Annotated in this window: 12 protein-coding genes; 1 reads left to right on the top strand and 11 read right to left on the bottom strand. The window is 73.4% G+C overall.

Annotated elements, in window-relative coordinates; translation table 11 throughout:
• Position 1 precedes the first annotated feature (1 nt).
• The 4 genes from O7613_RS07205 to O7613_RS07190 all read right to left on the bottom strand — a co-directional run bounded on the left by O7613_RS07205 (position 2) and on the right by O7613_RS07190 (position 3,588).
• Complete coding sequence (locus tag O7613_RS07205) at positions 2-925, bottom strand: NADH-quinone oxidoreductase subunit H (protein WP_281583549.1); 924 nt, start codon at positions 923-925, stop codon at positions 2-4.
• Positions 922-2,001 (bottom strand): hypothetical protein, encoded by a 1,080-nt coding sequence (locus O7613_RS07200; RefSeq protein ID WP_282292882.1) that lies wholly within the window; start codon positions 1,999-2,001, stop codon positions 922-924. Before O7613_RS07200 ends, O7613_RS07205 begins: the two co-directional genes overlap by 4 nt.
• Positions 1,992-2,315, bottom strand: coding sequence for an NADH-quinone oxidoreductase subunit A (locus O7613_RS07195; RefSeq protein WP_282294502.1), 324 nt, complete (start codon positions 2,313-2,315; stop codon positions 1,992-1,994). Before O7613_RS07195 ends, O7613_RS07200 begins: the two co-directional genes overlap by 10 nt.
• Before the next feature lie 394 nt (positions 2,316-2,709).
• Positions 2,710-3,588 (bottom strand): L,D-transpeptidase family protein, encoded by an 879-nt coding sequence (locus O7613_RS07190; protein ID WP_282292880.1) that lies wholly within the window; start codon positions 3,586-3,588, stop codon positions 2,710-2,712.
• Between the two features lie 86 nt (positions 3,589-3,674).
• Between O7613_RS07190 and O7613_RS07185 the strand changes: the two genes are divergently transcribed.
• Entirely contained in the window at positions 3,675-4,910 is a 1,236-nt protein-coding gene (locus O7613_RS07185) for a DUF2254 domain-containing protein (protein ID WP_282292877.1), read from the top strand.
• A 6-nt stretch (positions 4,911-4,916) separates the two neighbouring features.
• On the opposite strand, the gene O7613_RS07180 is transcribed toward O7613_RS07185, so the two are convergent.
• The 7 genes from O7613_RS07180 to O7613_RS07150 all read right to left on the bottom strand — a co-directional run bounded on the left by O7613_RS07180 (position 4,917) and on the right by O7613_RS07150 (position 12,691).
• Positions 4,917-5,348: a hypothetical protein gene (locus tag O7613_RS07180; RefSeq protein ID WP_282292876.1), complete on the bottom strand. Its 432-nt coding sequence runs from the start codon at positions 5,346-5,348 to the stop codon at positions 4,917-4,919.
• A gap of 111 nt (positions 5,349-5,459) precedes the next feature.
• On the bottom strand, positions 5,460-6,716 hold the full coding sequence (locus O7613_RS07175) for a HAMP domain-containing sensor histidine kinase (RefSeq protein WP_282292874.1): 1,257 nt from the start codon (positions 6,714-6,716) through the stop codon (positions 5,460-5,462).
• Positions 6,716-7,387: a response regulator transcription factor gene (locus tag O7613_RS07170; protein WP_282292873.1), complete on the bottom strand. Its 672-nt coding sequence runs from the start codon at positions 7,385-7,387 to the stop codon at positions 6,716-6,718. Before O7613_RS07170 ends, O7613_RS07175 begins: the two co-directional genes overlap by 1 nt.
• 52 nt (positions 7,388-7,439) lie before the next feature.
• The gene (locus tag O7613_RS07165; RefSeq protein WP_282292872.1) at positions 7,440-8,708 is read right to left on the bottom strand and encodes a cation:proton antiporter; all 1,269 of its coding nucleotides are present in this window, start codon (positions 8,706-8,708) and stop codon (positions 7,440-7,442) included.
• On the bottom strand, positions 8,705-10,036 hold the full coding sequence (locus tag O7613_RS07160) for a cytochrome P450 (RefSeq protein WP_282292871.1): 1,332 nt from the start codon (positions 10,034-10,036) through the stop codon (positions 8,705-8,707). Before O7613_RS07160 ends, O7613_RS07165 begins: the two co-directional genes overlap by 4 nt.
• Positions 10,033-11,124, bottom strand: coding sequence for an alpha-hydroxy acid oxidase (locus O7613_RS07155; protein WP_281583559.1), 1,092 nt, complete (start codon positions 11,122-11,124; stop codon positions 10,033-10,035). The genes O7613_RS07160 and O7613_RS07155 overlap by 4 nt, the downstream gene beginning before the upstream one ends.
• A gap of 1 nt (position 11,125) precedes the next feature.
• On the bottom strand, positions 11,126-12,691 hold the full coding sequence (locus O7613_RS07150; RefSeq protein ID WP_282292869.1) for an NAD(P)-binding domain-containing protein: 1,566 nt from the start codon (positions 12,689-12,691) through the stop codon (positions 11,126-11,128).

The following is a 12,691-nucleotide window of genomic DNA, read 5'->3' as shown; positions in this document are numbered from 1 at the left end:
CTCAACCCCTCCCCACCACGAGCACGGCCACCACGAGCACCTGCGCCAGCGTGGCGGGCAGCACCACCAGCCAGGCCACCCGCATCAGCCGGTCCGCCCGCAGCACCGGCACCCGGCCGCGCAGCGCCACCAGCGCGGCCAGCACGGCGCCCGTCTTCACCACGCTCCACAGCCACGCCGGCAGCAGCGGCCCCGACCCGCCGCCGAGGAACAGCGCCACCGCCGTCGCCGCGCCCGCCGCCAGCAGCGCGTACCGGCCGGCGAGCAGGACCAGCCGGTCCACGCCGGACGGTTCGGCCAGCACGCCGCCGGCCACGTCCCGCCCGTCCGGGTAGGCGAACGGCCCGGACATGCTGAACGCGAGCACCGCGCCGAGCATGACCAGGAACGCCACCGGCATCCACACCACGAACCACAGTCCCCGTTGGGCCGCCACCACGTCGGCGATCCGCAGACTGCCGGCCGCCACCGCCGGGGCGGTCAGCGCGAACATCAGCGGCAACTCGTAGCCGAGCGCCTGGGCCAGGAACCGGTAGCCCCCGACCAGGCCGTACCCGCTGTTGCTGCCCCACCCGGCGAGCCACACCGCCGCCCAGAGCAGCACGTCCATCGCGTTGAACCAGACCACCCCGACCGGCAGGTCGGCCACCACCCGGTCGCCCAGCGGCACCACCACGACCATCAGCAGCGCCACCACCAGCGGCCCGGCCAGCCCGAGCCGCCACAGCAGCAGGTCCGCCGCCACCACACGCCGACGGCGCTGCCGCAGCAGCCGGGCCGTCTCCCACAGCGGCCGTCCGGCCCGGTACGCGACCGTCGGGCCGCCGGCCGGGTCCAGCAGCCCCGCCAGCACCGCGGCGGCCAGCGCGAGACCGAGCAGCACCCCGGCGGCCGGTAGCACACCCCACCACGGACCGGCGGTCACGACCGCACCCCCGCGGCCACCACCGCGTCCGGGTCGGGGTCGAACGAGGCCAGCACCACCCGGGCCGCGGCCAGGTCGAGCCCGACCGTCAGCCGGGCGGCCACCGCCAGCACCGCCGCCGCGTCCGGCTCCGGCGCGGCCGGGTCACCGCCGGCCAGCAGCCGGTCCGTCTCGGCCAACCGGCGCCGCCACCGGTCGGTCGCGTCGCCGCACACCGCCGCCGGACCGGCCAGCCCCGCACGCCCCGCCGTCACCTCGGGCAGCACGCCCAGGCCGTCGGTGGCGCGGCGCAACGCACGCGAGCGCCGGGCCCGCCGGTCCAGCGGCCGGAAACCGGCGTACGCCGTGGCGAATGACACGTTGTCGACGAGCGCGTCGCGCAGCCGCCGCGCGGTGGCCGCGCCCGCCGGCCAGCCCGCCACCGCCCAGAGCCGGCCGAGCGCGTCGAGGTGGGCCACCGCCTGCCGGCGTCGGCGCAGCTCAGGATGGTCCACGTCCGGGTACGGCCGCACCGCCGCCGGATCGGCCGGGGGCAGCACCCGGGCGTCCGCCGACTGCACCACGTCGCCCTGCACGGCCAGCTCCACGACCAGGCCGGCGGGCCAGTCCGCGAGCACCGGACCGAGCGCCAGGTGCAGCACGTCCAGTTTCAGCCCGTCGCGGTCCTCAGCCCGCTCGGCCATCGTCAGGCCGCCCGGCATGGACATCCCGTCGTGGTCGCCGTGTCCGGACGGTCCCGGCCCGCCGCCGTGCGGCTCGCCGCCCGCCCCGGTCAACCGGGCGACGGCCGCGCGCAACCCGGACTCCACGGCGGCCGGGTCGGTGATCCGCGCCCGCGCCCGGGGCCCCGGGAACTGCACCCACACCCGCTCGATCGCCGCCGCCAGCTCCGGTCCCGGTTCGCCGGCGACCACAAGCAGGTCGGCGTCCGCCGGGGACGCCGCGAGCGGCCACCCGGCCCGATCGGCGTGCGCCTCCACGGCCAGGCGGGCGACGGTGGCGCCGGGCACGGCGGCGACCAGCAGGTGCGGCCGGCGGCCCGCCCAGCGGGCCAGGACGTCACCGGTCAGGCCCACCGCAACGCGCCCTCCCGCCAGCCGTAGACGACGCCGGCCATCAGCAGGCCGAGGAAGACGAACATCTCCACCACGGCGGGCGTGCCGACGTCAGCGACCACCACCGCCCACGGGTACATGAACAGCATCTCCACGTCGAAGGCGAGGAAGAGCAGGCTGACCGCATACCAGCGGACGTGGAAGCGGGAGACGGCGTGCTCGCGGGGCGGCAACCCGGACCGGAACGCGGCGACGGTCGACGGCGCGACGGCCACCGCCGTGCGCAGGTGCGCCAGGTACAGCGTGCCCACTCCGGCGACGGCCAGCCCGAGCATGGCCAGCACCGGCGCGTACCGTTCCATCCGTCCTGTTCCTTCCCGAATCGGTGCCTCCACCCTGCCAGCCCACCGCGCCGACCGCCGGCCTTCCCGCCGGGCGACGCGGACGGTGTACCTCGACCATGCGGTCCAGCTACCGCTTCGAGATCTCGTGGTGCCCGGCGGCGTACCGCGGCGGCCCGGCATCGCCGTGGCCCAGTTCGTCCCGAGCGGCTTCCGGAGCGCCAGCAGCGGCTCGGACAGCACGGTCCGGCGGACGGCCGACCAGAACGCCGACCGGACCCCGAGGCACCCGACCAGGACGTACGCGAGCAGCAGCGGGCTCATACCCGCCCGCTGCCCGCCGTGCCCCCTGCCACACCCGCTTCGCGGCGTCCGGCTCGGTGAGCGCTCAGTACACCCAGACGCGGGTCTTCTTCGGCAGTTCGTCCTGGGCCCACAGCCAGTCCATCGCCGGCAGTGTCACCCGGACGCATCCGTGCGACGCCGGGTACGGCGGGACGCTTGTGTAGCCGTGGATCGCGATCCCCTGCTCCTGGAAGTACTTCGGCCGGTACAACCGACCGAGCGGGCCGTCGCGCCAACCGTCGACCTGCCAGTCGATCGTCCATTTGCCGCGCGGGGTGTCCGCCAGGTAGGTCTCACCCTGGTAGGTGTAGTTCTCGAACGTGCCGGTCGAGGTGTTGAAGATCCGGCTCACCTCGCCGTCGTCGACGATCATGAGCAGTTGCCGGTCCAGGTCCACCTCGGCGAGGTGACCGTCGGTGCTGCGGGCGTCCGGGCGTTTCCCGTCGTCGAGCGCGGCCCGGGTCTTCGCGCCGACGATCCCGTCGGGCCGGAGACCGGCGGCCTTCTGTACCGCGTAGACGGCCTGCTCGGTGAGCAGGCCGAAGGTGCCGTCCGACTCGCCCACCCAGTATCCGAGTCGGTCCAGCCGCTCCTGCAGCGCCCGGACCGCGTCGCCGGTGTCGCCACGACGCAGGGCGTCCCGCGCCCCGGCGTCGGGCGGGCTCGACGGCGACGGGCTCGACGACGCCGAGGGCGACGCCGACGGGCTCGACGCCGACGGGGGTGACGCCGACGTGGGCGACGCCGCCGAGGGCGAGGCCATGGTCGGCGCGGGCGCCGCACCTGTCGACGGGGCCGTCGAGGTCGCCGACGGCGGTGTCGCCCGGCTCGCGCCGGGCTGGTCCGGGCCCTCGCCGCAGCCGGCGGCCAGCACCAGCAGGGCGGCCGAGGTGACGGTTGCCGTGATGTGTCGACTCTTCATGATCAGCGTGCCGGGGTCCCGGCCCACCCCCTTCGCGAATCCGGTCGGAGTCTCCCCCCACCAGGTAAACAGACCCTTCGGCAGGTATGCAAAGGGCCACCAGTGGGGACTACGGCGGGATGAACCCCGCCCCGCGTACCCTTCGTGCCCGGCTGACCGCGGCCTGGTCCGGATTCTGGTTGGTGCCGGCGGCGTTCGCCGCGGGTGCGGTGCTGCTGGCGCTCGGGCTGTCGGTGGCCGAGTTGCGGCTGGGCCTGCCGACCGGCGGTTTCCTGCCCAGCAGCGTGGCCGGCGCCCGATCGCTGCTGTCGTCGATCATCACCGCGATGATCTCGTTCACCGCGCTGGTCTTCTCCATCACGGTGGTGGCCGTGCAACTGGCCAGCAGCCAGTACTCGCCCCGGGTGCTCCGGACCTTCCTGCAGGACCGGATCACGCAGGCGGCGTTGGGCACCTTCCTGGCGACCGCGCTGTTCGCCATGGTGGTGCTGGCCGCGCTGCCGGCCGGCTCCGACGCCCGGCTGCCGGAGCTGTCGCTCGCGGTGACGATGGTCCTCGTGCTCGCCAGCAGCGGGCTGTTCGTCTACTACCTGCACCACGTCACGACGGTCATGCGGGTCTCGCACATCATCGTGGCGGTCGGCGCGCAGACCCGCCGGGTCATCGAGGACCAGTATCCGGTCGGCCCGCCGCCCGGACCCGTCGCGCCGCTGGCCCCACCGGTGCAGGTGATCACCGCCACCGCGCCCGGGATGGTCGACCACGTCGACCTCGACCGGCTCGCCGCTCTGGCCCGGGGGCACGACTGCGCCCTGTCGGTCCTGCCCGCGCCGGGCGACTTCGTCGTGGCCGGGCAACCGCTGATCGCGGTTCACCCGCTGCCGGGCAGATCCTCCCCCACGCCGGTGCCGGACGCACGGGCGTGCGTCGCGGTGAGCCTGGGCGTCGAACGGACCCTCGGACAGGACGTCGGGTTCGGGTTCCGGCAGCTGACCGACATCGCCGAGCGCGCCCTCTCCCCCGGGATCAACGACACCACCACCGCTGTCCGCAGCGTGCAGGAGATGCACGACCTACTGCGCCGCCTCGCCGGCCGACCCGGTCAGCGCATGCTCGTCGACGACCCCGACGGCACCCCACGCGTCCGGGCCCGGACACAGGTCTTCGACGGCTTCCTCGCCGTCGCGATCGACGACATCCGGCGGGCCGGGCAGGATCAGCCGCGGATCACCCGGCTCCTGGACGCCGTGCTCGCCGACCTGCGCACCGTGGCGCGGCCGGAACACCTGCCCGACATCGTCCGACGGATCCGGGCGACGTAGCCCGCGTCAGTCCCAGGCCGTGACCTCGTCCGCGGCGAGCGCCCGCCCACCCTCGAAGGCACGGTACGGCCCGGAGTCACCGAGCCGGTACCGCCCGTCGAGTTCGCGATGGGAGAAGTCGACCACGGTGCCGCGCACGGTCACCAACTGCGGTGGCTCCGGGGCCGGCGCGGCCGTCGACAGCACGAGCAACGTGCCCTCGGTCAGGTCCACGTCGTGCACCACGAAGGCGGTGTCGCTGATGACCCGCTCGACGGTGGCGGTCACGGTGAGCCGCTCGCCCACGTCGGCCCGGGCGACCGTGCCCAGCCGGACGGTGGACGTCGGCTCCGGGCTGGGCTGCGGCGCCGCCGGCCGGCTCGTGCAACCGGCCAGGAGCAGGATGCCCACCGGCACCGCCGCCAGCGCCCACCGCGTACGGTGCCGTCGCCTGTCCATCCGTGTCCCTCCTCCGCCTCGTCGCGCCGGTAGGTACGTTTCCCCGGCAGGTGACGGCACCAGCGCGAAATCGTCACGATCACGTGACGATCGGGGTGCGGCGCCGACCCGTCACGACGGGTTCCTGACCCGCGCGGCCCGGCCCGCGGTGACCGGCGACCGCGTCGTGGGCAGGCGCACCGTGAAGCGGGCTCCCCGGCCCGGATGACCCTCGGCCTCGATCGTGCCGTGGTGGCTCGTGACGACCTCCTGGAGCAGGGCCAGTCCCAGGCCGAAGCGGCGGTCTCCGGCGCCCGCGCCGCGGTGGAACCGGTCGAAGATCCGCCGGGCGTCCGCCTGGTCGAACCCTTCCCCGGTGTCGGCGATCACGAACTCGGCGCGGCTGTCGACGGCCCGGAGCGTCACGGTGATCCGACCGCCCGCCGGGGTGTGGGCGAGCGCGTTCGCGAGCAGTTCGCCGACGACCCGCCGCAGGGCCGACTCGACACCCCGCACCCGCAGTGCGTCGCCCGGCGTGTCCAGGGTGAGGGTGACCTGCCGTTCGGCGGCACGTTCGGTCTCCGCGGCGACAGTCGTACCGATCAGCGAGGTGAGGTCGACGGGCGGGTCCGGTGTCCGGTCGGCGGGAGCGGCGGCGAGCCGGGCCGAGAGCAGCAGGTCGTCGACGATCTCGCCGAGTCGGCGGGTGGTGCCGATCAGTCGCTCCAGGTCGTCCAGGTTCGCGGCGGCGCCGTCGTCGCGCGCCCGCCGGGCGATCAACTGGGCCCGGGTGTGCACCTGGGCGATCGGGGTGCGCAGTTCGTGGCTGGCGTCGGCGACGAAGCGGCGCTGCCGGGTCAGCGCCTCCGCGAGTGGTGCGACGGCCCGACGGCCGACGAGCACGCCGGTCAGCATGGCGGCGAGCAGCCCGACCGCCGCCGCGAGGCTGAACGCGAGCAGGAGGTGCCGGCGGTCGGACAGCTGGAAACGGGCGTCGAACACCGCCTGGACCACGGTGTCGCCGCGGGCCTCGGTGCGCACATGGTAGGTCGTGCCGTCACCCGCGACCGTGGTGATCTCGGTGGTCCGGGTGCGCGCCACGGTGTCCAGCGCATCCCGCAGCGGGAAGCCCGGTGGCGGCGGGTTCGTGCCGGTGTGCACGGTGGTGCCGTCGTACTGGAAGATCCAACTGCAGGCGGGGGGGCCGGCGATCGTGCCGTGCGCCGTGCCCCACGCCAGCTCACGCTGGATCTGCGCCTGCTGGCCGTGGACCAGGACCGCGTAGGAGATGCCGCCGGCCAGCAGCAGCAGGGCACCGATGGTCAGGCCGACGAGCAGGCCGATCCGTAGTCGGGTCCGTCGGACGATCGCGCGCTCGGCGGTCTCCATCAGAGCGTGCCGAGACGGTAGCCGAGCCCGTGCACGGTGCGTACCACCGCACGGCCGAGTTTGCGTCGGAGGTAGTAGACGTAGGTGTCCACGATGGACGCGGCGGCGGCCTCCGCGAAGACCTTACGGCGCAGCACGGCCCGTGGATGTACGGCGTTCGGCCGGGCCGCCAGCACCCGCAACAGCTCGAACTCGCGGGTGGACAGCGCCACCCGGGTGCCGTCGGCAAGCACCGCGTCGCGTGGCGCCAGGTCGAGCAGCCCGGCCCCGATGCGGAGCACGCGAGTCGACTCGGACGTACGCCGGCACAGCGCCCGAACCCGGGCGCTCAGCTCGTCGAGGTCGAAGGGTTTGACTAGATAGTCGTCGGCGCCGGCGTCCAGCCCGGCGATCCGGTCGTCGACCGTGCCGAGCGCGGTGAGCATCAGGGTCCGGGCCGGGACGGCCCGGGCGCGTAGCCGGGTGACCAGGTCGAGCCCGTCGAGTGCCGGCAGCATCCGGTCGATGACCATCACGTCGTAGGATCGGGTCAGTCCGAGATGCAGCCCGCGCTGACCGTCGGAGGCCCGGTCGACGAGATAGCCCTCGTGACCGAGCGCCTCGGTGAGTAGCTCCGTCAGGTCCGCGTCGTCCTCGACCAGCAGCAGCCGGTTCGATCCTCCACCCCGCATCGGTCCACAATCTCATAGATAGTTGACGATGAAAGCACCGGTGGTTGTCTCTTCAATAATCTGAAACCGCCAGCGCGGGCGTGCGTACGGCTTCCGGTCGCCGGGCCTCCCGGCGCTCGATCCAGCTCAGCGTCGGCGTCGTCATCAGCGTGGTGACGAGCGCGACAAGCACCAGCACGGTGAACAGGGACGGGCTCACGATGCCCGCCTCCAACCCGACGTTCAGCGCGATGAGCTGCATCAGGCCGCGGGCGTTCATCAGCGCGCCGACCCGCAGCGCGACCCCCGACGGCTCGCCGCGGAGCCGGGCCGCCGCCCAGCAGGCGCCGAACTTGCCGACGATCGCCACCGTCACGCAGGCCAGCGCGAAGAGCAGCACCGGCACGGAACCGAGCAGCCCGAACTCCGTGCGCAGGCCCGAGTAGGTGAAGAACAACGGCAGGAAGAGCGTCGCGGCGACCGGGGTGAGGGTGCCCACCACCTTGTCGGTGTTCCCGGTGCGGGGCATCACCACGCCGACCGCGAACGCGCCGAAGACCGCGTACAGCCCGATCTCGTCGGTGTACCAGGCGACCAGGAAGAGCAGGGCGACCGTGCCCAGCAGCCGGGCGCGGTCGTCGAGGCCACGGCGGGTCATCAACGCGGCGGCGATCCCCCGTCCGCCGAGCCAGAGCAGCAGGCCGAAGAGAACCGCTCCGCCCGCGGTGACGATCGCGGGACCGGCCCGGCCGGAGGCGAACGCCAGGACGGCGGCCAGCATGATCCAGGCGGTCACGTCGTCGATTGCGCCGCTGGCCAGGGAGAGGGTGCCGTGCCGGGTGCCGGCGTGCCCGTGTTCGGTGATGATCCGGGCCAGCATCGGGAACGCGGTGATCGCCAGGGCGACGCCGACGAACGCGGCCGACACGCCCAGTGACGTCCCGTCCGCCCGGATCGGCACGGCGTCGGCCGTCACCAGGACCAGCAGCACCCCCAGCAGGAGCGGCCCGGTGACCCCGGCCAGCGAGACCACTCCGGCGGTGCCGGCGAGCCCGGTGACCCGGTGGGCGCTGAACGCGTACCCGGCCTGGAACATGAACAGCACCAGGCCGACCTGGCCCACGACGTAGAGGATCGGAAGCAGGGGAGCCGGGAACAGGGCGTTCTGCACGTCCGGCAGGAGGAGCCCGAGCAGCGACGGGCCGAGCAGGACACCGGCGAGCATCTCGCTGACCACGGCCGGCTGGCCCGCCCGGCCCAACAGCCAGGCGACGCCCTTGCAGAAGATCAGGATCACCGTCACCGCGATGAAGAACCGTGGCGCCAGCTCCGTTGGGGTCATCGGACCGCCCTCTCGAAGTAGGTGGTGCACAGACGCTTGCGACGGGCGTCGATCACCATCCAGGTGCCGAACACCAGTTGCCGGACACTGCGCCCCACGTCGGCCCACCGGTCCCGCACCCGCATCGCGGCCAGCCGTGGCCGCCCCGGGCCGGTGCGCCCGACCGGTGTCAGATAGGCCGGACCCCGGCTGGGCAGCGACCGGGTGTGGGAGGCCGAGGAGGCCAGGACGTACCGGCGCAACACCTCGCGGGTCGCGGCGCGCATCATCACCGGCGCGACCCCACGGGCCGGACAGGCCCGGTTCGCGGTGACCCCGTAGGGAATGAAGTGCGCGTCGCCGCGCTTGAGCGTCAGCCACCGGTCCGGGGCGAACCGGTCGTCGCCGGCCGCCCCGCCGCGGTGGAACGCCAGGTAGTTGAAGAGCAGTACCGTCCCGGCCGGCAGCGACACCCCGGTGGGCAGGGTGATCGGCGCCGACGTGATCCGGTGCGCGACGCCGAAGAGCGGGTGCACCCGCAGCGTCTCGTCGATCACCCGGTCCAGCGCGTCGTCGTCGTCGAGTCCCGCCTGGACGTCGGGATGCGTGGCGAGGGCGAGCAGCACATGCGCCATCGCCTCGGACATCTGCACGACTGCGGTGTTGAAGAACGCGCCCTGGAGGTACCAGGCCGTCTCCTGGGCGGTGAACGGCGGCGGCAGCGTCACCGGGCAGGTGCCCGCCCGGATCCGGTCGGACAGATATCCGGTCAACCGGTTCCGCCGGCGCATGTGCCGCAGCCCGGTGCACTTCAGCCCGCTGACCACGTCGTCGGCGTTGGCGACGATCAACGCCCGCGCGTCCGGGGGACACGCCTCGCCGAAGACGAGTTCGTAGTAGACCTCGGCCCAGACCGGCATCATCAGATCGCGCAGCCGGACGTGGCTGATCCGGTCGGTCGGCAACCGGTCGAGCACCCGCCGGGTGGCGGCGGTCGCGAGGTCGTCGCAGCGCCGGCCGCGTACCGCGAGCACCCGCCGGGTCGTGGCGGCCACGGTCCGGTAGCGCTCGCCCGGCTCCAGGTGTTCCTGGTGCATGTGCGGTCCGGGCGCCAGCCAGTACCAGAACAGGTCCGACAGCCCGGCCCCCCGGCTTCGTCCGTCCGCCGCCGGATCCGCGTACACCCGCTCGAAATGTTCCATGCCGACCGTGGGACCCGGCACCGGCACGCCCTCGGCGCCGTTGACCGTGACGAACACCCGCTCCCGCAGCCGGACCACCGTCCGGGGCAGCCAATACGGGACGGACCACAGCGCTCCGAACCCCGCCAGGACGATCAGGACGTTCATCCGCATGCCACCGTGGCGACCAGGTCACCGCGCAGGTCCGCCGGCCCGGCGGCGCCGGCCAGCGCCAGCGCCCGGTCCAGGTCGGCGTGGAGCAGGTCGAGCACGTGGCGTACCCCGGCGGCGCCGCCCACCGCGAGCCCCCACAGCACCGGGCGGCCGACCAGCACCGCGCTCGCGCCGAGCGCCAGCGCCACCAGGACGTCGGTCCCCCGGCGGACGCCGCCGTCGAGCAGCACCGGCAGCCGCCCACCGACGGCCTCGACCACCGCGGGCAACGCGTCCAGGGTGGCGAGCGCGCCGTCGAGCTGCCGGCCCCCGTGGTTGGAGACCAGCACACCGTCGACACCGTACGAGACGGCGAGCGCCGCGTCCGCCGGATGCAGCACCCCCTTCAGCAGGATCGGCAGCGTGGTGACCTCGCGCAGCCAGGCGATCCGGGCCCAGTCCAGCCCGGCGTCCATCCCGATGGCGCGCACCCGACCGTCGGCGTCGCGCATGTTCTCGCAGACCATCCCGGGCGGCAGGTCGACGAAGCCGTGCCGCAGGTCGCGTTCCCGCCGACCGAACACGGGCGAGTCGACCGTGACCACCAGGGCGGTGCAGCCGGCGGCCTCCGCCCGCCGGACCACGGACGCGGTGAAGTCGAGGTCCGGCTGCGGGTAGAGCTGGAACCACAGCGGTCCGCCGGCGGCGGCGATCTCCTCGACCGGCCGGGTGGCCGCCATGCTGACCACCATGATCGTGCCCGCCTCGGCGGCGGCGCGCGCGGTGGCCACCTCCCCCGCCGGGTGGGCCAGCCGGTGGAACGCGGTCGGCGCGATCAGCACCGGCATCGAGAGCCGGCTGCCGAACAACGAGATCCGCAGGTCCCGCCGGCGCACCCCGCGCAGCACACGGGGCACCAGGTAGCGCCGGCCGAAGGCCGCCTCGTTGGCGCGGACCGTCCGTTCCGCGCCGGCCCCACCGGCGAAGAAGTCCCAGTGCACCGGGTCCAGCCGACGCCGCGCGTCAGCGGCCAGCTCGGCCAGGCTCAGCGCCGCGCCGTCCCACGCCGGGCCGTCCGACGCCGCGCCGTCCACCTGGCGCATCTCAACCCTCGACACGGCTCAGGCAGCGGTCGAGGAACGCGGCCAGCGGCGCGACGTGGACGTCCGGCCGGTCCCACCGGTTCTCCAGGTTCTCCGCCAGGTGGTGGGTGGCGAGGACCCGGCCCGCCCGGTGGTGGCGGACGACCGGATGCAGATAGGCGGCGTCGTGGGCCTGGCCGACCGCGTCCTGGGCCACCCGGCTGACCGTGACGTCGAACGGATCCACCTGGTCGTGCTCGGGGCCGTATTCAAGGGTGACGACGAAGGCGTCCGCGTAGTCGTGGTCCGCGGTGCGCAGGCCGGTGCGGGCGAAGTACTCGACCGGCACCTCGTCGTGGTAGCGCGCCTCCGATCCGGCCACCGTGACCACGTCACCGAGGAAGCCGAACTGCTGCCACAGGGCGGAGGTGCGGTTGATCCGCGCGACGACGGCGTCCGCGATCAGCTCCGGGGTGGCGTCCACCTTCTCCGCCGGCCAGGGCGCGTCCCCGTACCGTCGCTCCAGGATCCGGTGCAGCGCCTTGACGCAGTAGCGGAACCCGTGGATGAACCCGCTCGTCGAACGCCGGAAGTCCCGCTCCTGGGAGATCGTGCCGGCGAAGAAGAGGTCGGGTACGTTCACCGACTCCCACTCCGGGGTCTGCGCCGGAAAGCGGTCCCGGATCGCGAGCGCCGGACGACAGGTCTCATCGAAGATCGACGCGTCGAAGGCGAACCCGGTGCAGGCGAGCACCCGGTCGTAGCGCAGTTCCTTGACCACCTCGTCCGCCCGGGAGAACGAGAACGTGACGGTGAAACCGGTGTCGTCGCGCTCGATGCGCTTGACGGTGCCGTCCAGGATCGCGTTCGCCGACTTCAGTTGATAGGTGTCCAGGAAGTTGTTGTTCACCGCGCGCAGGTGCCCCACGTAGTGCGTACGCCAGGCCAGCCGGACCGAACTCGGCCCGGCGACGTGGATCAGCGTGGTGGTCTCCATCAGGCTGTCCGCGGTCTCGAACGCGGAGTTCCCCTTGCCGATGATCAGCACCTTCTGGTCGAGGTAGTCGCGCGGGTCGACGGACATCTCCGCGTACTGTTCGGCAAGCTCCAGCCCCGGGATCTCCGGCCGGTACGGCCGGGAGACGCCGGTGGCGACGATCACCCGCCGGGCCCGGAAGACCTCCTCCCCGGCCCGGACCTCGAACATCTCGTCCACCTTGCGGACCGACGTCACCCGGGAGTTGTACCGGACCCGCGCCCCCGTCTTCGCGGCGAAGTCCGCCAGATAGCGGACCATCACGTCGGCGTCGGGGAAGTACCGTTCCGTGTAGCCGGTGAACCGCAGCGCCGGATCGTCGTTGAGCAGTGAGTTCCAGTCCAGCCGCAGGTTCAGCTCCGGATCGTCCGTGCCGGTGTGCGGCTTGTTGATGGAGATCAGTTGCCGGTGGCGGGGAAAGGTGGCGAAGAACGCCCCGGGTATGTCCGCCTGTTCCAGGACCAGATAGTCGCGCTTGCCGTCGGCCTCCAGCAGAGCGGCGAGTTGCAGGCCGGCCGGTCCGGCCCCGACGATCAGATAGTCAAGCGTCAT

It is taken from the genome of Micromonospora sp. WMMD975 (assembly GCF_029581215.1).
Lineage (GTDB): Bacteria > Actinomycetota > Actinomycetes > Mycobacteriales > Micromonosporaceae > Micromonospora.
The sequence above is the reverse complement of the archived record's forward strand: the minus strand, read 5'-3'. Positions and strand labels throughout refer to the sequence as shown.